This window comes from Amycolatopsis thermalba (assembly GCF_003385215.1).
GTDB lineage: Bacteria > Actinomycetota > Actinomycetes > Mycobacteriales > Pseudonocardiaceae > Amycolatopsis_E > Amycolatopsis_E thermalba.
In genome coordinates this window covers 1-22333 of sequence record NZ_PQHW01000002.1, presented here as the reverse complement: position 1 = coordinate 22333, position 22333 = coordinate 1, and the positions used below count along the sequence as shown (strand labels likewise).

Annotated in this window: 18 protein-coding genes; 12 read left to right on the top strand and 6 right to left on the bottom strand. The window is 72.4% G+C overall.

Annotation, left to right across the window (positions count from 1 at the left end; translation table 11 throughout):
- The 6 genes from D0D15_RS01105 to D0D15_RS01075 all read left to right on the top strand — a co-directional run bounded on the left by D0D15_RS01105 (nt 1) and on the right by D0D15_RS01075 (nt 6594).
- Nucleotides 1-1323 carry a dihydrolipoamide acetyltransferase family protein gene (locus D0D15_RS01105; protein ID WP_094003459.1) on the top strand — a complete coding sequence of 441 codons (1323 nt, stop codon included), beginning with the start codon at nt 1-3 and terminating at the stop codon, nt 1321-1323.
- A gap of 115 nt (nt 1324-1438) precedes the next feature.
- Nucleotides 1439-1990 (top strand): TetR/AcrR family transcriptional regulator, encoded by a 552-nt coding sequence (locus D0D15_RS01100; RefSeq protein ID WP_094003458.1) that lies wholly within the window; start codon nt 1439-1441, stop codon nt 1988-1990.
- Nucleotides 1990-3942 carry an ABC transporter ATP-binding protein gene (locus D0D15_RS01095; RefSeq protein WP_094003562.1) on the top strand — a complete coding sequence of 651 codons (1953 nt, stop codon included), beginning with the start codon at nt 1990-1992 and terminating at the stop codon, nt 3940-3942. Before D0D15_RS01100 ends, D0D15_RS01095 begins: the two co-directional genes overlap by 1 nt.
- A gap of 76 nt (nt 3943-4018) precedes the next feature.
- Entirely contained in the window at nt 4019-4471 is a 453-nt protein-coding gene (locus D0D15_RS01090; protein ID WP_094003457.1) for a Dyp-type peroxidase, read from the top strand.
- A complete protein-coding gene (locus tag D0D15_RS01085) occupies nt 4468-4986 on the top strand; it encodes a DUF3558 domain-containing protein (protein WP_094003456.1) in 519 nt (172 codons plus the stop codon). The genes D0D15_RS01090 and D0D15_RS01085 overlap by 4 nt, the downstream gene beginning before the upstream one ends.
- A 573-nt stretch (nt 4987-5559) precedes the next feature.
- Nucleotides 5560-6594: a hypothetical protein gene (locus tag D0D15_RS01075; protein ID WP_143266135.1), complete on the top strand. Its 1035-nt coding sequence runs from the start codon at nt 5560-5562 to the stop codon at nt 6592-6594.
- On the opposite strand, the gene D0D15_RS01070 is transcribed toward D0D15_RS01075, so the two are convergent.
- Complete coding sequence (locus D0D15_RS01070; RefSeq protein ID WP_115944162.1) at nt 6591-8216, bottom strand: hypothetical protein; 1626 nt, start codon at nt 8214-8216, stop codon at nt 6591-6593. The two genes, D0D15_RS01075 and D0D15_RS01070, sit on opposite strands and share 4 nt — an antisense overlap.
- Nucleotides 8217-8390: 174 nt before the next feature.
- On the opposite strand from D0D15_RS01070, the gene D0D15_RS01065 reads away from it, so the two are divergent.
- Genes D0D15_RS01065 through D0D15_RS01045 form a run of 5 tightly spaced genes read left to right on the top strand, consistent with a single transcriptional unit; the run spans nt 8391 to nt 15805 of the window.
- Nucleotides 8391-9581, top strand: coding sequence for a hypothetical protein (locus D0D15_RS01065; RefSeq protein WP_094003453.1), 1191 nt, complete (start codon nt 8391-8393; stop codon nt 9579-9581).
- A 2-nt stretch (nt 9582-9583) separates the two neighbouring features.
- Entirely contained in the window at nt 9584-11647 is a 2064-nt protein-coding gene (locus D0D15_RS01060) for a class I SAM-dependent methyltransferase (protein WP_115944161.1), read from the top strand.
- Nucleotides 11644-13527, top strand: a complete 1884-nt coding sequence (locus D0D15_RS01055; RefSeq protein WP_094003451.1) for a glycosyltransferase family 4 protein — start codon at nt 11644-11646, stop codon at nt 13525-13527. The genes D0D15_RS01060 and D0D15_RS01055 overlap by 4 nt, the downstream gene beginning before the upstream one ends.
- Complete coding sequence (locus D0D15_RS01050) at nt 13524-14012, top strand: hypothetical protein (RefSeq protein WP_115944160.1); 489 nt, start codon at nt 13524-13526, stop codon at nt 14010-14012. Before D0D15_RS01055 ends, D0D15_RS01050 begins: the two co-directional genes overlap by 4 nt.
- Nucleotides 14009-15805 carry a glycosyltransferase family protein gene (locus tag D0D15_RS01045; protein ID WP_094003449.1) on the top strand — a complete coding sequence of 599 codons (1797 nt, stop codon included), beginning with the start codon at nt 14009-14011 and terminating at the stop codon, nt 15803-15805. Before D0D15_RS01050 ends, D0D15_RS01045 begins: the two co-directional genes overlap by 4 nt.
- 149 nt (nt 15806-15954) lie before the next feature.
- On the opposite strand, the gene D0D15_RS01040 is transcribed toward D0D15_RS01045, so the two are convergent.
- The 5 genes from D0D15_RS01040 to D0D15_RS01025 all read right to left on the bottom strand — a co-directional run bounded on the left by D0D15_RS01040 (nt 15955) and on the right by D0D15_RS01025 (nt 22025).
- Complete coding sequence (locus tag D0D15_RS01040) at nt 15955-16623, bottom strand: response regulator (protein WP_094003448.1); 669 nt, start codon at nt 16621-16623, stop codon at nt 15955-15957.
- Nucleotides 16620-17696, bottom strand: a complete 1077-nt coding sequence (locus D0D15_RS01035) for a sensor histidine kinase (protein WP_115944184.1) — start codon at nt 17694-17696, stop codon at nt 16620-16622. The genes D0D15_RS01040 and D0D15_RS01035 overlap by 4 nt, the downstream gene beginning before the upstream one ends.
- Before the next feature lie 146 nt (nt 17697-17842).
- Nucleotides 17843-17968 (bottom strand): hypothetical protein, encoded by a 126-nt coding sequence (locus tag D0D15_RS37495; protein WP_255407830.1) that lies wholly within the window; start codon nt 17966-17968, stop codon nt 17843-17845.
- Nucleotides 17969-18006: 38 nt separating this feature from the next.
- Nucleotides 18007-18309: an RNA-binding protein gene (locus D0D15_RS01030; RefSeq protein WP_094003446.1), complete on the bottom strand. Its 303-nt coding sequence runs from the start codon at nt 18307-18309 to the stop codon at nt 18007-18009.
- The gene (locus tag D0D15_RS01025; protein ID WP_244214924.1) at nt 18306-22025 is read right to left on the bottom strand and encodes an RHS repeat-associated core domain-containing protein; all 3720 of its coding nucleotides are present in this window, start codon (nt 22023-22025) and stop codon (nt 18306-18308) included. Before D0D15_RS01025 ends, D0D15_RS01030 begins: the two co-directional genes overlap by 4 nt.
- Here D0D15_RS01025 and D0D15_RS36795 point away from each other — a divergent pair.
- Nucleotides 22000-22317 (top strand): hypothetical protein, encoded by a 318-nt coding sequence (locus D0D15_RS36795; RefSeq protein WP_244214923.1) that lies wholly within the window; start codon nt 22000-22002, stop codon nt 22315-22317. The genes D0D15_RS01025 and D0D15_RS36795 overlap by 26 nt on opposite strands.
- Nucleotides 22318-22333: the final 16 nt, after the last annotated feature.

Below are 22333 nucleotides of genomic sequence, written 5' to 3'. Positions count from 1 at the left end.
GTGCCCGAGTACAAGCAGTTCCTGCTCGCCGACACCGCCGAAGGCCTGACCGAAGCCGAGATCCTGAACTGGCGCGTCCAGCCGGGTGACGAGGTCCAGGTCAACCAGATCGTCGTCGAGGTGGAGACCGCGAAGGCCGCCGTCGAGCTGCCGATTCCGTGGGCCGGTGTGGTCACCGAGGTGCTGGCCGAGGCCGGGGACACCGTCGAGGTCGGGGCGCCGCTGCTGACCGTGGACGTGGATCCCGGTGGGTCGTCGGCGGCTCCGGCGCAGGCGGTGAACGGGTCGTCCGCGCCCGCTCCGGCCGCTCCGGCGGAGGAGGAGATGAAGCCGCTGGTCGGCTACGGCTCGAAGACGACCGAGGCCCGGCGACGGCCGCGCAAGGCCGCCGCTCCGGTTCCGGCTCGTTCGGCTACGGCTCAACCGGCTTCTGCTCCGGCTCCGGCCGCGCCCACGGCGGCTCGCGGCGGGTACGTGCCGCTGGCGAAGCCGCCGGTGCGCAAGCTCGCCAAGGACCTCGGTGTCGACTTGTCGACGATCGCCGGGTCCGCCGAGGGCGGGATCATCACGCGTGAGGACGTCGAGCGGGCGGCGCGCCCGGCCGCTCCCGCGCCAACGGCCGGTGAGCGCGAGCGGCGGGTGCCGATCCGGGGCGTCCGCAAGGCGACCGCGGCGGCGATGGTCGAGAGCGCCTTCACCGCGCCGCACGTCACGGAGTTCCTGACGATCGACGTGACGCCGATGATGGAGCTGCGTGAGCGGCTGAAGAAGCACCCGGACTTCGCCGGGGTGAAGCTCACGCCGCTGGCCTTCGCGGCCAAGGCCGTGTGCATGGCGGCGAAGCGGACGCCGGACGTGAACGCGTCGTGGGACGAGGCGGCCGGCGAGATCGTCTACAAGGACTACGTGCACCTGGGCATCGCCGCGGCGACGCCCCGCGGGCTCGTGGTGCCGAAGATCCGGGACGCGGACGCGATGTCGCTGCCGGAGCTGGCGCGGGCGCTGGACGAGCTGACCACGACCGCGCGCGAGGGCAAGACCCCGCCCGCGGACATGGTGAACGGCACGATCACGATCACCAACGTCGGCGTGTTCGGCGTCGACACCGGCACGCCGATCATCAACCCGGGCGAGGCCGCGATCCTGGCCTTCGGCGCGATCAAGGACGCGCCGTGGGTGGTGGACGGGCAGCTCGCGGTGCGGAAGGTGCTGCAGCTGGCGCTGAGCTTCGACCACCGGCTGGTCGACGGGCAGCAGGGCTCGAAGTTCCTGGCCGACGTCGGCGCGCTGCTGGCCGATCCGGCCATGGCGATCACGTACTGAGGGTCGGGGCCGCGTCGTTCGGGCGCGGCCCCGCTCTTTGACCGCTTGACGGAGTGAGCGCTCACTCCGCACACTGGTCGTCATGACCGAAGCTCCCAGACGCCGCGCGCCCGGCATGAGCGCGGAAGACCGTCGCCGCATGATCGTGCGGGCCGTGCTGCCGCTGGTCGTCGAACACGGCGCCGCCGTGACGACCGCGCAGATCGCGCGGGCCGCCGGGATCGGGGAGGGCACGATCTTCCGCGCCTTCACCGACAAGGACGAGCTGATCGACGCGTGTGTCGCCGAGGCGCTCAACCCGGACGGCGTGCTCCAGGCGATCGCCGAGATCCCGCTCGACCAGCCGCTGCCGGACCGGCTCACCGAAGCCGCCGAGGCGCTGTCGGCCCACCTGGAACGGATGGGCGCGCTGATGTCGGCGTTGCACTCCTCCGGCCACCTCAAGCGCGGTGGGCACCGGAAGGGCTCGCGAATGGAGTCCTTCACCGCGATGCGCGAGGCCGTCGCGGAACTGTTCACGCCCGAGGACCGGTTGCGCCTGCCCGCTGAGAAGCTGGCGGCGGTCTTCCTGTCGCTGCTGTTCTCGCGCCGCCGCGACGAGCAACAGGCCGTGCTGACCACGGCGGAGCTGATCGACGTGTTCCTGCACGGGGCGGTGAGCGCGTGATGCACGGGGGCGGGCCGTCGATCGGCCTGCGGCGGCAGATGCGGCGGGCCAGCAGCACGGTCGCGGAGAGCGGCCTGACCGGGCCGGTCGACATCCCGGACCCGGTGCGGGACGAGCCGACGGACCTGCGGTCCCGGCTGGCGCGGCTGCGGCAGTCGGCGAGCGGCACCGTGCGCGGGCTGCCGCGGGTGGTCCGGCTGGCCTGGCAGGCCAGCCCGGTGATCACCATCCTGATCGGACTGTCCACACTGGTCAGCGGGGTGCTGCCGACGGCCACCGCGTACGTGGCGAAGCTGCTGCTGGACGCGGTGGTGGCGGCGGTGCAGGGCCACGGCTCGACGACCCGGATCGTCGAGCTGGCGGTGCTGGAGTTCGGTGTGTTCACCGCGACGGCGATCAGCACCGCGCTGACGAACGCGGCGCAGCAGCTGCTGCAGGAGCGGATGACACTGAGCATCCGGCACCGCGTGATGGACCACGCGAGCAAGCTGGACCTGCAGTTCTTCGAGGACTCGGAGTCCTACGACCAGCTGCGGCAGGCGTCGCAGGAGGCACCGCAGCGTCCGGTGGCGATGCTGACCTCGGCGCTGGGGCTGGTGCGGACGTCGATCACGTTCGCGAGCATGGTGGTGCTGCTGGTGTCGGTGAGCCCGCTGCTGGCGGTCGTCGCGCTGGCCGCGCCGGTGCCGGCGTTCATCTCGCAGTCGAAGTACGGGTCGCGGGCGTTCATGCTGGCGCTGTGGATGTCCCCGATCCGGCGGCGGATGGACTACCTGAACTCGCTGGTCACGACCGACACCTACGCCAAGGAGACCAAGCTGTTCGGGCTCGGGCCGTACCTGGTGGACCGGTTCCGGCGGCTGGGGCAGAACTACTACGCGCGCGAGCGGCGGCTGACCACGCGGCGGAACCTGGTCGGCACGGCGTGGAGTCTCCTGTCCACTTTGGCTGGTTCGGGGATCGCGTTGTACATCGCGCTGGAGGCGGTGGCCGGGCGGTTGTCGATCGGGGACCTGGCGCTGTACACGGCGGCCGCGGCGGCGGTGCAGACGTCGGTGCAGGGGTTGTTCAGCGGGTTCTCCGGGATGTACGAGAACAACCTGTACCTGGACACGCTGTACCAGTTCCTGGGGACCGCGCCGCGGATCACGGCGCCGGCCGCAGCGCGGCCGGTGCCGGAGCCGGTGCGGGGGCACGTGTCGTTCGAGAACGTGTCGTTCAGCTACCCGGGGGCGGCGGAGAAGGCGCTGGACGGGGTGTCGTTCGAGATCCGGCCGGGTGAGACGGTGGCCGTGGTGGGGCGGAACGGGGCCGGGAAGTCGACGTTGATCAAGCTGCTGTGCCGGCTCTACGACCCGACGGAGGGCCGGATCCTGCTGGACGGGGTGGACCTGCGGGAGTTCGACCCGGACGAGTTGCGGGCGCGGATCTCGGCGGTGTTCCAGGACTACGTGACGTACCAGGGGACGGCGGCGGAGAACATCGGGCTGGGGCAGCTGAGCGGCTTGGCCGACCGGCCGCGGATCGAGGAGGCGGCGGAGCGCGCGGGGGTCGCCGGGCGGATTTCCCGGCTGCCGAGGGGTTTCGACAGCCCGCTGGGCCGGTGGTTCGACCAGGGGGTTTCGTTGTCCGGCGGCGAGTGGCAGAAGATCGCGCTGGCGCGGGCCTTCATGCGGGACGCGCCGCTGCTGATCCTGGACGAGCCGACGTCCGCGCTGGACGCCGCGGCGGAGCACGACCTGTTCACGAGGCTACGAGCACTGTCCGAAGGCCGGACGACGCTGTACATCTCGCACCGCTTCTCGACGGTGCGGCAGGCGGAGAAGATCGTGCTGCTCGACCGGGGCCGCCTGGCGGAGGAAGGAACGCACGAGGAGCTGATGTCACAGGGCGGGGACTACGCGGCACTGTTCACCCTGCAGGCGGCGGCATACCTGGAGGAGGCGGCGTAGCCGCTCGTCGCACCGAACCGGTGACAGCCCGTGACACCGACCGATATCGTGCTGCTCGAGCGAGGGGAGGGACTGCATGACTGACGGCGCGAACGACAGCCGGACGGTCGCCGCTCGGATAGCAGGTGTCTTCGGCGGCGAAGACAAGCTGAACCAGATGAACACCGACGCGAAGCGCATGCTGGCGGATGCAGAGGCCGGCCGGTGGGCCGTGGACGAGGAAACCGGCTCCCACCTGCGGCGGGCAGTCGCCAACATGCAAAGTCGGCTCGGTGATGTGACACCACGGATATACCTGCTCAAGCAGGCGCCGAAATTCGGCAACGACGAGTACGCCAGACAGGCCGCTGATCATTTCCTCACTGCAATGTACTCGGACGACCGATCTTTGGTCAGGGTGTTCGAGGCGGCTCAAGAACTGCTGGAAACACTGCGACGAGCCATCGATGTGGCGATCAGTCAGTACGATGCGTCGGAGGAAGCCGCGACCAGAGCTATCAGCGCGTTCAAGGATCAGGAACCCCGGTGAGCATCCACAATCGTCTCGGCCAGGCTCTCGTGAGCGCTGCCTGCCTGGCTTTGTCCGTGACGGCGTGCACGAGCACCGTTGCCGGGACACCATCACCAGCGCCGGCCCCAAGCTCCTCAGCCAACTCCGATGTCTTCGCCGGAATGAACGCTTGCCGGATCTTGGACGACCTCAACGCCGGACAGGGATTCAACCAGGGAGAAAACAAGAGTCCACGCAATCAGTGCGTCGCCCTCAAGCCCGACTTTGCGTCCTACGCCTTGGCGCTGGATTCAGTGCAAGGACTGGGTGAATTCGCCACCACGAACACTGGCGTGGTGAACATCTCGGTCAACGGTCGCAACGCTATGCAGGCGGATGTGTCGGCGAGCGCATGCGCAGTGGCGATCGAGGTCGGAGAACATGCACGCGCCCTGGTGGTGGTGACGATGGTCCGATACAGCGAGAACGCTCAGGCCTGTCCGAATGCCAGAACGCTCGCCGAGAGGGTTGAGCCTCTGCTGCCGAAGGGCTAGGCGGGCGGATCGGACACATCCGCCACCGCCGGGGGCTTGATCGCGCTATCTTCTCGGTGACGTCCACCGCGCGCAAGTTGACCGAGGAGCCCCGGGATGAGTTGGCAGGATGAGCTGCGCCGTTTGGACGCTGAGCTCGCCAACGGGACCATCACCCAGCACCAGCATCGCAAGATGCGGGACGAGCTGCTCGCCGCCGCGTCCGGGAACGTGGCTCCGGCGTCGGTGGCCTCGCCGCGGGGGCGGGTTGATGGGGCGCCCCAGTGGCAGAGTGCGAATCCGGCCGCTCCGGGGTTCGCGCCGCAGCCGGGGCAGGCTCCGTGGCCGCCGCAGGATCCGCACGGTGTGGTGCCGCCGCACTGGGGGCAGGGGCACCCGCCGCAGGGTCAGCCGGGGCAGGCCACGCCGCCCGTAGGCGTGGACGGGCAGCCGCAGAACGGGCAGCCGCAGGGTGGACACAGCCCCGCTGACACCGGGCATGGCCAGGTTCCACCCGGTCCGGCCCAGGGTGGCCAGCCGCAGGCTGGGCAGAGTCCGGCTGATGCCGGGCTGGGCCAGGTACCGGCTGGCCAGGTGCAGCAGCCGGGTGCGGTCCAGGGCCAGCAGCCACAGCCGGGCCAGCCGGAGCAGCGGCAGCAGCCGCAGCCCGGTCAGTCGCAGCAGGGCCAGCAGCCGCAGCCAGGTCAGTCGCAGCCGGGTGAGGAGCCGGGTCAGCAGCCGCAGCTTGGTGCTCTTGCCACCGAAGAGGGGCCCACCCAGAGCATCTCGGCTCAGCTGCTCGCCACCGACAAGCCCACCAGCGCCCCCAGCCCGGCCGACGAGCGGGCCACCGACTCCATGCGCTTCCCCTCCATCGAGGACGCGCCCACCGTCATCACGAACCCCGTGCCGCCGCCCGCGCGGGCCCTGCCCAGCATGGCTCCGCCGCCTCCGCTGCACGCGCCCCGCCAGCAGCCCATGCCCTTCGACCCGGCGCCGCGGCTCCAGGCGCCTCCCAAGCGCAAGCCGACCTGGCTGTTCATCACCCTCGGCGTCGTCGTGGTCATCGCCATGGTCGCGGCCGGCGTGTGGTTCCTGCGCGACCAGAACACCACCGCCACGACCGCCGGGCCGACCACCTCCGCCGCCAGCTCACCGGAGGCCGTCGAGGCTCGGTTGCCGACCCTGCCGGGCACCCCGAGCTCCAACAACGGCACCCTGACCGTCGACCAGGGCATCGACCTCAAGCTGTACTCCCGCGAGGAAGGCCAGCTCTTCAAGGACAACGGCGCCGGCCAGGTCATCTTCCGCGGCTCCGCCCAGGGCCCGCAGGGCTACCTCGTCCTGGTCGTCCCCGCCGGCTCGCCCGCCGCAGCCGCCACCATCACCCGCGGCCTCTACGAGCACTCCCTCAGCGCCGGCCTGCAGACCGTCCCCTCCGGCTCGACCGACGCCAAGGCCGTCACCGGCAGCAACTCGGCCGGGCAGATGAGCGGCACGTGGTACACCTCGGGCAGCTACGCCGTCGCGATCTGGGTCTCCCAGGGCCTCGACGGCGACCCGGCCGCCCTGGCCGAACGCCTCGCCCAGACCAAGACCTCCCTGGCCACGGCCCTCCCGCCGAACTAGGGCACCTGGCCCGGCCGCAGCACGTCACCGCAGCGGCCGGTCACCGCCGCCGCGCGCTCGGTCTCCACCCGCGGCACGGTCACCCGCGCGTACGCGCGCAGGTTCACCAGGTCGTCCCCGTCGAGGGCGTCCAGCCGCACCCAGTCGCCGTTCTTGCCCGTCCGGTCCAGCACCACCGCCGCGTAGTCGACGGCCAGGCGCGCGTCCGACGTCAGCCCCGTCACGTCGCTCCACGGCACGTGCGTGTGGATGAACGTCGGCTTGACCTCGTCGAACAGGTGATCCCGCAGCCCCGCGAAATCGCCCGTCGACACCAGGTCGGCGATGCGCGCGTCGGCCAGCCCGACCGAATCCACCACCCGCAACCGGCTGGTCAGCGCGGTCCCGCCGATGTCCGGCAGCAGCACCGACCCCGCCCGCAGGCCGATCGTGTCCGCGTACCCGTTGAACAGCCGCCCGTACCGCTCCGCGATCTGGCACAGCGGCACCACCGGCCCGTTCGCGAACCCGCGACCCGAATCGGCCAGCGCGGGCGCGCTCGGCACCGCCGCCGCCACCAGCACGACCGCCAGCACCGCCCGCCACCGCACCGACAGCGCCCGCATCACCTCGACCGCCGACAGCGCCGCGACCGGCGCCGCCATCGTCCACAAGGGAGTCGCGAACCGGAACTCGCCGCCCGGCTCCGGGTTGAGCACGCAGTACGCGGCCAGCGCCAGCACCAGCGGCACCAGCCACGCCACCAGCGGCCGCCGCAGCGCCGGGACCAGCCAAAACGCCAGCGCCACGGTCGCCAGCCCGGCCAGCACCACGGGCCAGCCGAGGTACTCCACCGGCTCCACCACACGCCCGGCGTCCGACCACGACGGCGGCTGCTGGTTCTTCGCCACCGCCGTGTTCGGCACCCACCGCCCGAACTCCGCGTGCCGCCACAGCAAGTAGCCGCCGTACGGGACGGCGAACGCCAGCACCGAGATGAGAACCGGCACCAGCCGCCGCGCGAAGACCAGCGCCACCACCGGGTACACCACCACGAAGATCGCGCCGTCCGGCCTGGTCAGCGCCGCCAGCACGGCCAGCAGCCCGGCGCACAACCCGATCCGCACCTCGGGCACCCGCCCCTCCGCCACCGCCCGGAACAGCAGCGCCGCGAGCCACGCCACCGCCAGCGCGTACAGCGGGTTCTCCAGCCCGGACAGCGACCAGATCACGAACGACGGGATCGCGGCCAGCAACCCGCCGGCGAACAACGTCACCAGCCACGCCCATCGCGTGACGCGTTTCACCGCGAAGTGGCACGCCGCGAGCACGCCCGCGCAACACGCCAATCCGAGCGCCTTCGGGAACAGCACGTAGTCGGGCACCCCGAAGATCGCGCCCGTGTCGAACAGGCGCAACACCTTGCCCAGCATCAACAGGACGAGCCAGGCCGGGTTGGAAAACCCCTCGACCGGCTCCGCGCCGGGCTGGAGCACCGGCCCCGCGCCGTCGACCAGGTCACGCGCGTACGCGAACGTGATCGCCGCGTCGTCGTTGATCCAGTTCCCGTACGACCACCCGTGCAGCCCGATGAGCGCGGTACCCCCGGCGACCGCGGCCACGGCAGGCCAGCGTGCCGCCATTTCGCCCCCTCCTCGATCCACAGCCTCCCCGGACAAGGTCACGAAACGACCCTCACCGGCGATGAGCAGGGTAGGCGTGCACAATGTGCGTCGTCACCGTAGCGCTATCCGGCGGACGCGTTCCGCCTCGTCCAGAGCAGATTAGGGGGCTACCGGGTGTCCTGGCAGGAGGAGTTGCGCAAGCTGGACGAAGAGCTTGCCTCGGGACGTCTCTCCGCGGACGACTACCGCGTCCGCCGCGACCAGGTGCTCTCGTCCGCGGTGTCCTACAGCGAAAGCACGCCGCAACCGCCGCAGCCCCCGCAGCCGACGCCCCCGCAGCCGCCGCCCCAGCAGGACAACTCCGCCGACTCGACGCAGGTGATCGCGCCGATCAGCCCGCCGCAGGGCACGCCACAGCCGCCCCAGCAGCAGAACTTCTCCGCCGAGCCGACGCAGGCCGTCTCGCCGAACTGGCAGGCCCGGCCGCCGGCCGACCCGGAGCGCACCCAGTACGTGGCCAACCCGCCCGCGCCGCAGTCGCCGCCCGCGGGCTTCCCCGCCTCCCCGCCGGGGGGTTTCCCGCACTCCGGTCCGCAGCCGGTGCAGCAGCCGTGGAACGCGCCCGAGTCCGACGTGAGCCCGCCGTGGGGCGGCTCCGACTTCCCGCCGATCAGCCCGGTCGCGCAGGGCCCGGAGGCGTTCGACGACAAGCCGTCCAAGGGCAAGGGCAAGGCCGTCTGGATCTCGGTCGCGGTCGTCGTGGTGCTGGTCGCCGCGGGTCTGACGATCTTCCTGACCACCTCCGGCGGTGACGACGACCAGGCCGGCCCGACGACCACGCAGGCGCCGCCCACGTCGAGCGTCGCGAGCAACTCGCCCAACCAGGCGCTGCTGGACAAGATCCCGCCGACCGAGGGCACCGCCGACGGCCAGAGCGGTCTGCTGCCGGTCACCAGGCTGGTCGACCTGGGCATCATGGACTCCGGTGAGGCGGCGCTGCTGAGCGGCCGCTCGGTGGAGGAGGTCGCCTGGCGCGGTTCGCAGCGCCAGCCGGACGCCAGCGGCCCCGGCAACGAGAAGATCTCGGTGACGGTCATCCCGCTGGACAGCTCGGCCACCGCGACCGCGCTCGCCGGCCAGCTGCGCCAGTACTACGTCCGCAACGGCCTGGTGCTGATCAACGACCAGCTGCCGAACATCCCGCCGCAGGTGGTGTTCCACAAGCTGGTCGCCTCGCCGATCGTGTACCGGGGCACCTGGGTGTCGGGCAACAACCTGATCCGCGTCAACGTGACCCAGGGCGACCTGGCCGACGAGGCCGCCCTGTCGGGCGCCTACCAGCGGACCGTCCGCTCGATGCTGCTGCCCTATCCGGCGGGTTGATCGTGAGCGACCTGGTCGCCGAGATCATCCGCCACGCCGCCGATCACACCGCGCTGTCCGACGAGCTGCACTTCGCGGCGCTGGCTCCGGCCGAGCGGGACCAGCTCGACCACGGCCGGGCGAACGTGTTGCGGGCGCTCCGGTTGCCGCCGGACGCGCACGTGCTGGAGGTGGGCGCGGGGCACGGCGCGGTGACGCGATACCTCGGTGAGCGGGTGGCGCGGGTCGACGCGGTCGAGCCGGACCACGCGGACGTCGTGCGGGCCCGGACCGCCGATCTGCCCGGGGTGCGGGTGCTCGACGCGGTTCCCGGCGACCGGTACGACCTGGTCGTCGCGGCCGGCGTCGAGCACGCCGACCGGCTCAAGCCCGGCGGCGTGCTGTGCCTGGCCGTGCCGAACCGGCTGGGCGTCAGCCGGCCTGGTGGGCAGTCGCGCCGCCACTGGGAGCGGCAGCTGACCGAGGCCGGACTGACCGTCCACAAGGTCCTCGGCTGCCTGCCCGACCACCGGATCACGCGTGCCGTGATCACCGCCGAGCTGCTGGAGCACCACCCGCGGCTGGCGGTCGAGCTGGCCGGCCGGGACGAGCGCTGGGCCGAACTGGTCGAGGGCGGGCTCGGACTGGACACCGTGGACGGTCTGCTGTTCCTCGCCTCGGCCGGGGAACCCGCCGTGGACCTGTGGCCGGAAGACGTGCTCGCCACCTACTTCAACACCGACCGCGCGGCCCGCTGGTGCACCCGGGCGGACGTGGTCGGCGGCGAGATCCACCGCACTCCCCTGCTGCCGCAGGAACCCGGCCCGGTCGCCGTGCGCGAGTGGACGGACGTCGTGGTGGACGCCCCGGCCCTGCCCGAGGTGCTGATCGAGCAGCCGTGGCGCGCCGCGGAACTGCTGACCGCGTGGGCGGAGCTGGTGCGGGCGGACCCATCGTGGGACCTGATCCCGGCCAACGTGCTGGTGACCGACCCGCCGCGGGCGATCGACCTGGAGTGGGTGCGCGCCGGGACCGCCGCCGAGCAGGTGATCGACCGCGGCCTGCTGCTGCTCGCCGACGAGCTGGCCCGGGCGGGCTGGACCGGCGCCGCGCCCGGCACGACGGTGCGGGACCTGGCCGCGTGGCTCGGTGTCCTGCTCGACCGGCCGACCGCGTTCGTCGACCTGGCCGCCGAGCGCGAGGCGGAGTTCCAGGCGATCCGCCGCTGCGGCATCACCGCGGGACCTGGTCTGGACCACGAACGGGACGCGATGCGCCTGGCCTGGCGCCGCCGTCTCGCCGAAGAAACCGGACGGCACCCCGCCGGACCGACCGAGCTGGACGCGCGGGTCGCCCACACGATGGCGCGCGTCGACCGGATCATCGCGCCCGGCGACTCGATGTTCCGCGGCAACACCGAGCACTACTTCGCGGTGGCGGGGCAGGCGTTGCGGGCGTGCCTGCACGGCCTGGAGGCCGCCGGGCGGCCGGCGCCGCGGCGGGTGCTCGACTTCGGCTGCGGCTACGGCCGGGTGCTGCGCACGTTCCGCGCCGCCTTCCCGGACGCCGAACTGATCGCCTCGGACATCGAAGCCGACGGCGTCGAGCACTGCGTGCGGTTCTTCGGCGCGATCGGGCTCCCCGCGTCGGTGCGCATCGAAGAGATCCCGCAGGTCAGCGACATCGACCTGATCTGGTCCGGCTCGGTGCTGACCCACCTGGACATCGCGGCGTGGGACGCGCTGCTCGGCTACTTCGAGCGCGCGCTCGCGCCGGGCGGGGTCGCGGTGGTGACCACGCACGGCCGCCGCGTCGCGTGGCGCATGGCCAACGGCGGCGAGTACGGCCTGACCGCGCGGGACCACGCCCGGGTGCTGGCGGACTACCGTGACCACGGGTTCGGCTACGCGGACTACCCCGGACAGCCCGGGTACGGCATCTCGCTGAGCACGCCGGAGTGGGTGGCCGGGCACGTCCTCACCCCGCGCTTACGCCTGGCCGGGTATGTCGAGGCGGGCTGGGACGGTCACCAGGACGTGCTGATCCTGGTCAAGGACGCCGAAGAGACGTTGAAGGCGGGACGATGAACACAGCGGCCGGGTTGGTGCGGCCGGGACGGCCGGTGGGGCACCTGTTCGAGCTGCGCGGCTGGGTCACCGCGGGCGAGACCGTGACCGTCCACATCGGAGCGTCCGAGGCGGAGGTGCGGCGGCACGACACCGGCACCGAGCCGCCGGGCACGACCGGCCTGCTGATCCGCACGCCGGATCCGGTGCCGACCGGGCGGCACGAGGTCGTGGTGCGGGCCGCGAACGGGGACGCGCTGACCAGCGCCGTCGTCGAGGTCGGCCGCTTCGGTGACGAGGAACCGTTGCGGCTGTACGAGATCGACACCCCGAAGCACGGCGACAACCCGCAGGGCGATGTGGTGTTCGTGCGCGGCTGGGTGCTGCTCGATTCGCGGGCGCCGTCGCTGGTCGAGGTCCTCGTCGACGGCGGCGAGCCGATCCGCGCGCGCACCCGCCTGCCGCGGCCGGACGTGGCCGACCACCTGCCGGACTTCCCGGACGCCGGGGTCAGCGGGTTCGAGGCGCGGGTGCCGATCGACCTGCCCGCCGGGGAGGACCGCGCGCTGTCGGTGCGGGTGCGCGTCCGCGGCGAGCTGTCCGGCGAGTGGACCTCCGAGGCGCGCGAGGTCGTGCTGTCCAACCCCGCCGCGGAGGATTCCGACGTCAAGCTGGCCGCCCACCTCGCGGAACGCACGCGCGCGGCGCTGACCCGCCCGCGCGGCGCCACCGATCCGCGGCACGTGCTGGTCTTCACGCACAGCCTCGCGGTCGGCGGCGGGCAGTTGTGGTTGCAGGAGCTGCTGGACCGGCTCGCGACCCGGCACGGCTGGCGCATCACGGTGATCACGCAACTGGACGGCGAGCTGCGCGCCGACTGCGAGGCGCACGGCATCGACGTGCACCTGACCTCGCCGTACCGGGTGCACGACGTCGCCTCCTACGAAGGGCACATCGCCGAGCTGGCCCAGTTCGCGCGCGGCACCGACGCCTCGGTCGCGCTGGTCAACACGCTGGGCGCGTTCCCCGGCGCGGACGCGGCGATCCGGGCCGGGCTGCCGACCGCGTGGGTGCTGCACGAAAGCTTCGACCTGAACGACTTCTCCTACCAGAACTGGGGTCCGGCCGGTCTGCTGCCGCCGGTGCGCGATCGGTGGGTGAGCACGCTGCGCGAGGCGGACCGGTTGCTGTTCGTCGCCGACGCCACGCGCGAGATGTTCCTGCCGTTCTCCAGCCCGGCGCGCTGCCGCACGATCCGCTACGGCACGCCGATGGTCACGTACGGCGGTCAGGTGTCCGAACGCGACCGTCGCGCCGCGCGGCGGAAACTCGGCATCCCCGAGGACACCACGCTGCTGCTCAACGTCGGCGTGCTGGAGCCGCGCAAGGGCCAGGGCCTGCTGATCAGCGCGATGGACCGGGTCCGGCGCGCGCACCCGGGGATCCGGTTGAGCATCGTCGGCCACCACCCGTCGCCGTACGGGCTGGCGCTGGCCGAGTTCACCGAGCGGGCCGGCCTGACCGACTGGGTCGACCTGGTGCCGATCCAGCGCGACCCGGCGCCGTGGTTCGAGGCCGCGGACATGTTCGTGAACAGCTCCGACGTGGAGTCGCTGCCGCGCTCGATCCTGGAGGCCGTGTGCTGCGGCCTGCCGGTCGTGGCCAGCGACGTGTTCGGCGCGCGCGAGATGATCACCGACGGGCACAGCGGCTGGCTGTTCGAGCCCAACGACGCGGACGCGCTCACCGTCGCGCTGCTGCGCGCCCTGGACACCCCGGCGGACCGGCGGCGCGCGATCGCCGCGGCCGCCTACGAGAAGCTGCACGGCTGGCTGGACCCGGCGGGCTACGCCGCCGAGTACGCCGACGTGCTCACCGAGCTGGTGAAGGAGCGGGGATGACCGACGAGCTACCGGGTGCGGTGCGAGCCGAGCTGACCCGGCTGCGGGCCGAGCGGGTCGCGTTCACCGAGGAGCGCGAACGGTTGCGCACCGAGCTGCGCGAGTCCGAGCTGCAGATCCGCGAGCTGGCCCGGCACCGCGACGAGCTGGTGAAGCAGGTCGAGAAGCTCTCCGGCGACACCGAACGCGCCGAGCAGGCCGACGCGCTGGCGCGGGACGTCCTGGTCGCCCGCGCCGAACGCGATTCGCTGCGCGCCGAGCTGGCCGAGACCCGCGCCGAGCGGGACCGGCTGCGGCTGCGGCTGCTCGACGCCGAGCTGCAGCTCTCCGGCGCGGCCCCGGCGGAGGCGCCGGTCGCCGAGAGCGGCACGCTCGCCGCCGAGCAGCGGGTCGCCGAACTGGCGCGGGAACTGGACGCGACGCGGGCGACGGTGAGCTGGCGGGTCACCGCGCCGCTGCGGGCCGTGCGGCGGCGGACTTCATGACCGTCCAGCTCTGCTTCGTGTCCGCGACCGGCGGCTCCGGGTTCATGGCCGAGCTGCTGGAGGTCGTCGCCGACGCGGTGCGCCGCGCCGGGTTCCGCGCGACCACGGCGACCGGCCGCTACCCGGACGCGGACGCCGACACGGTCTACGTCGTGGTGCCGCACGAGTACTTCGTGGTGACCCCGGAGGCCGACCAGCCGACCGAGGAGCAGCGGCGCCGCACGATCGCGTTCTGCGTCGAGCACCCGGGCACGGCGACGTTCGAGCGCAGCGCGTCACTGGTGCCGACCCTGGCCGGTGCGGTGGACATCAACCACGACTCGACCGCCGAGCTGCGCCGCCGCGGCATCCCGGTCGAGCACTTCCAGCTGGGCTACTCGCCGCTGTGGGACGCGTGGGGCGGCGACCCGGACAGCGCCCGCGAGACCGACGTGACCTACCTCGGCACCGCCGAGCGGCGCCGGTCGAAGCTGCTCGCCTCCTACGCTTCGGACCTGGCGGACCTGCGGGTCCGGCTGCTCACCCCGCCGCACGAGCCGATGGGCCCGCGCCGGGTCGACTTCCTGCCCGGCGAGGCGAAGTTCCAGCACCTGGCGAACTCGCGGTTCCTGCTCAACCTGCACCGCGAGCGGTCCCGCGCGCTGGAATGGGTGCGGGTGCTGGAGGCGCTGTGCAACGGCTGCGTGGTGCTGACCGAGCCGTCCACGGACCTCGCGCCGCTGGTGCCCGGCACGCACCTGGTCGTCACGCGGGCGGAGTCGCTGGGCGCGGCCGCCGCCGCGCTGGCCGCGGACCCGCAGCGGGAACGCGACCTGCGTCAGGCTGGGTACGAGTTCGTGCGCACCGCGCTGGACCCGCTGGCGTCCGCGAAGACGCTGGTCGAGCTGGCCGAGCGGGTGCTGACCGCCTCGCCCGGCGTGCCCGCGAGCGCGCCGCTCGCCGAGACCGGCGGCATCGACGAGCCGCGGCCGTTGGCGATCGACACCCCGTCGTGGGACGTGCGGTTCGCCGGCACCCGGTCGCTCGGCGCCCCCGCCGAGAACCCGCCCCTGGCCACCCGGATGGGGCAGCAGACCGCGGACGCGCGCCGTACGTCCGGGGCGGAATGGCTGCCCTCGGTGGTGCCGACGGTGTTCCCGGACGCCGATCGGGCGGATGTCGACGTGCTGCTGGTCCGTCGTCCGGGTGAACCCGATCCGGACCCGCTGGTGCGCGACCTGCTCGCCGGCACCGTGCTCCCGCGGCGGATCCTGGTCGGCGAGGACGGCGTCGCGCCGCGGCCCGCTCCGCGCCCGGCCGACCTGTTGCGCCACGAGCTGCCGCTGGGCCGCGGCTACACGCGCAACCAGCTGCTGGAACGCTCGTCCGCGCCGTGGCTGCTGGTGCTCGACGGCGGGATGCGGGCCACGCGCCGGCTGCTGGAACGGCTGGTCGCCGCGTCCGACGGGGTGGACGTCGTGCACTGCCCGGTCGCCGACCCGATCGAGGGCCTGGTGGGCGCGCTGCCGCCGGAGGAGCGCCGGCTGGCCGAGCTGCCCTACCTCGGCAGCGGGTACCTGGTGCGGCGCGAGCTGCTCGACTCGTTCGGCGGCTGGACCGAGGATCCGCTGGCCGACGGGCTGGAGGACCACGTCTTCTGGCGGCGGCTGGCCACCCGCGGCGTGCCGACCGCGCTGGTCCAGCAGGTCCTGCTGAGCCGGCTGCGGCCCGATCCGGCGCCCCGCCCGGTGGACCTCGACCCGCACCGCGTCTGGTCGCTGACGCGCATCCTCGCAGGTGAACCCATCGGGTGAGATCCGCGTGTCACGCAACCTCCTCCCACTCTCGCGCGCCTACTGAGCAGAGCATCAAGGGCGGGAAGGAGGCCCGGGATGTGGGTGCAGATCGGCCTCGTCGGCCTGCTCGGCGTGGTGTTCCTGGTGCGGCTGGTGGCGGTGCTGCGTCACCGTGAGCCGCGCGGGGTGACCAAGCCGGACTCGTAGGCGAGCACCACGAGCTGGGCGCGGTCACGCGCGCCGAGTTTCGTCAGGATGCGGCTGACGTGCGTGCGCGCGGTGGCCGGGGAAATCACCAGCTGCGCGGCGATCTCGTCGTTGGACAGGCCGCCGGCGACCAGGGCCAGCACCTCGCGTTCGCGGTCGGTGACCTGGCGGACGGCGGCGGTGTCGATGCGCCGGTTCTCCGGGCGGCCGACGAACTCGCTGATCAGGCGCCGGGTGACGGTCGGGGCGAGCAGCGCCTCGCCGGAGGCGACCACCCGCAGCGCGCGGAGCAGTTCGACCGGATCGGTGTCCTTGAGCAGGAACCCGCTCGCGCCGGCGCGCAGCGCCTGGAAGACGTACTCGTCGACGTCGAAGGTGGTCAGGACCAGGACCTTCACCGCGGCGAGGTCGGGATCGCCGGTGATCTCGCGGGTCGCGGTGAGCCCGTCCACGCCGGGCATGCGGATGTCCATGACGACCACGTCCGGCCGGTGTTCCCGGGCGAGCGCAAGCGCTTGCGCACCGTCCGCGGCCTCGCCGCAGACCTCGAACCCGTCCTCGGTCTCCAGCAGCACGCGGAACCCGGCGCGCACCAGCGCCTGGTCGTCGGCGAGCATGACCCGGATCACGTCTCCTCCAGGGGTAGTTCCGCGCGGACCTCGAAGCCGCCGTCGACCACGCGGGCCTCGGCTCTGCCGCCGAGGGTGGCGGCGCGTTCCTGCATGCCCCGCAGGCCGTTGCCGATCGCGGGAGTCTCGGCGCCGCGGCCGTCGTCGCGCACCACGAGGGAGAACCGGCCGTCGTGGCGGGCGAAGCGGATGTCGACGGTACGGGGCTGGTTGGCGTGCCGGACCACGTTGGTCAGCGACTCCTGCAGGATCCGGTAGGCCGCGCCGTCGACCGGGGCGGGCAGGTCGCCGGGCGAGCCGTGGACGCGGACGGTGAGGCCGGTCGCGCGGGTGTGGTCGAGCAGCTCGTCGAGTTGCCGCAGGCTGGGCGCGGGGCCGAGGCCCTGGCCAGACCGCAGGACGGTGACCGTGGCGCGCAGCTCGGCGAGCGCGGCGGCGCTGGCCTCCTTGATCGCCCGCAGCGCGGCGACGGCCTGGTCCGGCCGCCGGTCCGCGACGTGCACCGCGACGCCGGCCTGGACGTTGATCATGGCCAGGCTGTGCGCGACGACGTCGTGCACCTCGCGCGCGATGCGCAGCCGCTCCTGCTCGGCCAGCCGGGACTGCCGCTCGGCGGCCTCCTGCTCGGTCGCGCGCTTGGCCGCGACCCGGTTGCGCACGGCGGTCCCGATGCCGACGACGGCGACGAGCCACACGACGAACAACCCGGCGCGGGCGTCGAGCACGAGTTCGCCGCCGCGGACGAGGTAGACGACCAGCCCGGCCACGATGACGACCGCCCCGGCGACCCCCGCGACGAGCGGGCCCCGGACGCGGGTGAGCACGAAGAGCGCGATGGTCGGCACCACGACGGCGGGCCCGCCCGGGTGGCCCGTGCTGTAGTAGGCCCAGGTCAGCGCGGCGGTGACGAGGAAGACCGGCAACGGATACCGCCGCACCACGACCAGCGGCAGCGCGGCGCCGGTGAGCCACAGGTAGCCGGGCAGGTCGAGCGGATGCCCCTGGGACCGGCCGGCCACGGTGGTCGCCCCGAGGACGAACGCCAGCGGGACGAGGGTGAGCACCACGTCCACGAGGGCCGGCCACCGGCGCGGATCACGCACGCCCCCGAAGCTACGGCAGATGACAGCACAGCGCGTCCGTCGAAAAGCGGCTCTTGGATTACGACTCGGGCGGTACACGGCCGGTCAGGGCAGGCGCGGCAGCGGCACGGGCCCGGTCAGGGCAGGCGTGGCAGCACCGCGCGCCACGCGTCCAGCTCGCGCCGCACCTCCTCGCTCCGCACGCGGTGGGCGATCGCCACGGCGGGTGCGACCACGTTGCGCACCCGGCGCAGGCTGCGCATCCTGTCGAGGTCCTCGGCGCGCAACGACCACTCGACCGTCAGGACCGATCGCCCCCGGTCTTTTCCCACACCGGCGGCCCCACCCGGACCTGGATCTGCCGGTTGCGGTCCCGGTGGTCGGCGATCGTGCCGTGGATCGGTTCGCCCACCGCGGGCCACTTCGAATGGTCGAACACGTCGTTGCCGCCCGGCCGGTAGCTGATGGCGTCGATCAACGCGGGCACGTTCCCGGGCAGGGACACGACCATGCCGAACGGCAGGTGTTGTTCGACCACGGCCTCCACCGCCGAGCCGATCGGGAAGCGTTCCTTCGCAGCCGCCCACTCCGCGTCGTTCATCATCGATGCCACTTTCTCGGGTACTGGTTGAGTTCTTCCACTCGAGACGCGGGGATCTCGACCTCGGTCAGCGGCCCACCCTGGTACGGCTGTTCGTACCGGGCGAACCGATCCGCGTACTCCGACGCCGGGATCCGGATCTCGATGACGCCTTCACCGTAGTGACCGGCGTAGGTGTCGGCGAGTTCCCGGTCCCGGGCAAAGAAGGCGCCCGCCGCCCACGGCCCGGTCCCGCCGTAGTCGTCCGCGTTGTAGCCGTGGTCGTACTGCTGCTGCCCCAGACCTCGTTGCGGTGCCTTGTAGAGCGGTACGTACTCCTCGTCGGCGCCATCCGGTCCATCCGGGCCGCAGCCGTCCGCCGCGGTGAGCCCGAGCGGGTCCACCCAGCTGGTCGGGTTCGGCACGTACGCCTGCGGGTTGAACCCGCCCTCGAGCCCCAGCGGATCGTTGCTCGCGTACCGACCGGATTCCGGGTCGTAGTAGCGGTGGACGTTGTAGTGCAGGCCGGTTTCGTCGTCGTGGTACTGACCGGCGAACCGCAGCGGTGTCGCGGCCCGGTTCCGCAGCCGGGACAACGCCGCGCCCCACAGCGTCCGGTGGCCTTGCCACGCGAGGCCACCGTGCGGATCGACGAGCTCGGTCGGTGTTCCCACCAGGTCCGTGACGATCGAGTAGAAGGCGCGGTCGACCCACTGCCGCGCGCCGTCCACGCCGAACTCCCGCTCGATCTGCGCGAGGGGCCGCCGCCCGCCCGGGTCGTGCTCCCACGAGATCGCGGTGGCATCGCTGCCGATCTGTTCGATGAGGACGGTGCCGTCCCAGAAGAAGTCGGTTCGTTCGGCGACCGTGGTGCCGTCCGCGGCCAGCCGCAGTTTCGCGATCCGGCGGCCGAGCGCGTCGTAGAGGTAGCGCCACCGCGTGCCGTCCGGCGTGACCACGGCGACCAGCCGGTCGTCGGAATCCCAGGTGTAGTGCCACGTGTCGGGTTTCGCGGACAGGCGCTTCTTCTGCCGGAACGTCACCCGCCCCTGCCGGTCGTACCCGTACCGCACGCGACCGGCCGAGAGGACGAGCGAACCCTGGTACTCGCGTGGGCCCTGGTCCTCGGCGCCCGCCCAGCCGGCGGCCCGGATGTTGCCCGCGGGGTCGTAGGCGTAGCGCTCGCTGCCGGCAGTGCCGGTGACCTGCTCCACGCGGCCGTTCGCGTCGAGTTCGAACTGCCGCACACCCGCGATGTCGTCCTCGACCGCGCGGACGAACCCGTCCGGGCGGTAGTGGTACCGGCGCTGGTACAGGTTCCGCATCGCCCCCTGGGAGCGGTCCGTCACGCTCGCCACGGTCTGCGAGCTCAGGCGGTGTGCCGGAGTCCAGGTCTGCGCGAGCGTGGTCCCGCTGTCCAGCAGCCGCTCCACCTCACGACCGGCAGCGTCGAAACCGAACGAAAACGTCCGCCCACCCGTGCGGAGCGAGACCGGACGATGGGTCGTCCCGTAGTCCCAGAAACTCTCCACACCCGAGGGCGTCCGGCGGTAGGTCCGACGCCCGGCAGCGTCGTAGGCGAACACCGTGGAGCGGCCGTTGATCGTCTCCGCGAGCACCCGGCCGGCCGGATCCCGCTCGAAACGGACGTCCGCGTGCTCGTTGCGGGCCCGGATCAACCGCCCCGCCGGGTCGTACTCGAACGTCGCGACCCCGTCGCGGGACCGCCGCTCGACGATGTTGCCCAACGCGTCCCGCACGAACAGCGTGGTCTCACCCGCGCCGTTCGTGCGCGCCACGAGCTGGCCCGCCGCGTCCCGCTCGTACCGGATCGTGCGGCCGTTGTAGTCGGTCTCGGCGACGAGCCGCCCCGCCTGGTCGTACTCGTAGGTCCACTCCGCGCCCAGCGGGTTGCGGACCGCGCGGAGCCGCATTTCGCTGTCGTAGCGGAATTCGAACCGGGAACCGTCCGGCCCGGTCTGGGCGGCGAACCGGTCGAAGTGGGTCGTCTCGACACGCGTCACGTTGCCGTTCGCATCGATCCGATCGACCTCGTTGCCCTCGCCGTCGTAGGACCACCGCTCGGTGGCGCCGTCGGGATGCGTACGGGACAACAGCTTGCCCTCGACCGTCCAGCGGAGGTGCGTCTCGCCGCCCACCGGGTCCAGCACGACGGACACCCGCCCGAACTGGTCACGCTGGTATCGCGTGACACCGCCATCCGGCTCGGTGACCGCGGTGAGCAGTCCCGCGGCGTCGGTCGCCCGGCGCACCACGTTGCCGAAGTGGTCGGTGATCGTGGCCAGGTGCCCCGATTCGTCGTACCCGTACCTGGTGATGGCGCCCGTCGGATCGACGACGACGGTGCGGTTGCCCGACTCGTCGTACTCGTAGCGCCAGACGGACCCGTCCGGATCGACGGCGGTCGCGGGCAGGCCCTGCTCGTTGTACTCGATGAGCGCCTGGGTGCCATCCGGACGGGTGACCGCGGCGAGGTTGCCGAGTTCGTCGTAGCGGTAACGCGTGGTCCGGCCCAGCGGGTCGGTGTGGGCGAGAAGCCGGTGGTAGCGGTCCCACTCGAACCGGGTCTCGTTGCCCAGCGGGTCGATCTCACGGATGAGCTGGTTGAACTCGTTGAAGTGGTACCGGCTGACCTCGCCCAGCGAGTTCGTCTCGGTCGTCACCCGGTTGTCGGTGTCGTAGTCGAGGGTGCCGGCGAGCGCGTCGCCGGAGCCCTCGGTCCGGACGCACCGCCCCCGGTGGTCGTAGGTGTAGGCGTACCACTCACCGTTGCGGTCGTCCCACCGCGTGATCCGCCCGGCGTGGTCGTAGGCGAACCGCAGCGGACGGCCGGACGAGTTGACGACCTCGGTGAGGTGGCCGTCGTCGTAGGCGTACCGCACGAGCGGAATCCCGTCCGTCCGCGGATCGTGCAGCCGGAGTTCGGCCACCCGCCCCTCGGACACCAGGACGTCGACCTGGTAACCACCGGAGTGCCGGACCGCGCGCAGCACACCCGAGGGATCGCGGTCGAACTCGATCCGGTCGGACCGGTCCTCGATGGCGCTCAGTTCGGCGGTGCCGGCGCGGGCGGGGGCGAACCGGAGAACCCGGCCCGTCTGCGGCTGCCTGATCGTGTATCCACCGTCGGTGGTGCGCGACAACGGCCATCGCGCGCCGGCGGCCGCGTAGACCTCGCCGTCGGCCGGCGGTTCCGGGTACACGAGGATCACGCCGTCCGGCCCCGCGTAGCACACACCGTGCTCGTCGAACTCCAGACGCTGGTCCAGTGTGGACGCCCAGGACGGGCCGAACAGACGCCCGGACCGATAGGACGAGACGTGGACGCGTTCCAGGACCAGCGGCAGTACGCCGGGGAGGTGCACGTCCTTCTGGACGAGGTACATCTCGCCCGTCGCCATGTCGATCGGCTCACGCCGGCCGCAACGACCGACCGGCTCCTGGGAACGCAGGTCGGGATCCGCGGCGTCCTGGCGGAGCGGAGTTCCCGAGCCGTCACCGGGACGGGTGGTGCCTGGGGTGCCGTCCGCGCCGTCGGGGCTGTTGGGAGCGTCCGGGCTGGTCGGGCTGTCCAGGTCCGGCGTGTCGACCTTCCCACCACCGCCGGACGCGGCCGAAGGAGTGGTGCCATCACCGCCGCCGAGTTTGCGGCCGATCTTGCTCAGCTTCTGGATGATCTCATCCAGCTTGCCGATGACCCGGCTGATCCGCGGCGACACGTTCCCGATCGTCTTGACCAGCTTCCGGATGAAATCCGCAATCCGAGTCACCGCCGACGAAATCGCCGCCGTCGCCTGCGCCGCGATCAACGGCGTCGCAAACCCCAACGTGCACGCCGCCTCCAACGCCCACGTGATCAGCTTCCCCACCAGCTCGGCCACGATGTCGCGCACCATCTCGCGCACGAAACCCACCACCGTGCCCATGATCATCACACCGGTGGAGATCCCATCCGCCAACGCCGCCGCACCCGCCAGCGCCTCCGCCTGCACCGCCCCCGACCGGCGATAGGTATCCGCCCCCTGAC

Excerpts from the sequence above, each read along its gene's own strand:
- D0D15_RS36795 (WP_244214923.1), top strand. The coding sequence starts at position 22,000 with ATGACCCGGCTGATCCGCGGCGACACGTTCCCGATCGTCTTGACCAGC.
- D0D15_RS01050 (WP_115944160.1), top strand. The coding sequence starts at position 13,524 with ATGACCGACGAGCTACCGGGTGCGGTGCGAGCCGAGCTGACCCGGCTG.
- D0D15_RS01030 (WP_094003446.1), bottom strand. The coding sequence starts at position 18,309 with ATGATGAACGACGCGGAGTGGGCGGCTGCGAAGGAACGCTTCCCGATC.
- D0D15_RS01090 (WP_094003457.1), top strand. The coding sequence starts at position 4,019 with ATGACTGACGGCGCGAACGACAGCCGGACGGTCGCCGCTCGGATAGCA.
- D0D15_RS01055 (WP_094003451.1), top strand. The coding sequence starts at position 11,644 with ATGAACACAGCGGCCGGGTTGGTGCGGCCGGGACGGCCGGTGGGGCAC.
- D0D15_RS37495 (WP_255407830.1), bottom strand. The coding sequence starts at position 17,968 with ATGCGCAGCCTGCGCCGGGTGCGCAACGTGGTCGCACCCGCCGTGGCG.
- D0D15_RS01045 (WP_094003449.1), top strand. The coding sequence starts at position 14,009 with ATGACCGTCCAGCTCTGCTTCGTGTCCGCGACCGGCGGCTCCGGGTTC.
- D0D15_RS01095 (WP_094003562.1), top strand. The coding sequence starts at position 1,990 with ATGCACGGGGGCGGGCCGTCGATCGGCCTGCGGCGGCAGATGCGGCGG.
- D0D15_RS01070 (WP_115944162.1), bottom strand. The coding sequence starts at position 8,216 with ATGGCGGCACGCTGGCCTGCCGTGGCCGCGGTCGCCGGGGGTACCGCG.
- D0D15_RS01100 (WP_094003458.1), top strand. The coding sequence starts at position 1,439 with ATGAGCGCGGAAGACCGTCGCCGCATGATCGTGCGGGCCGTGCTGCCG.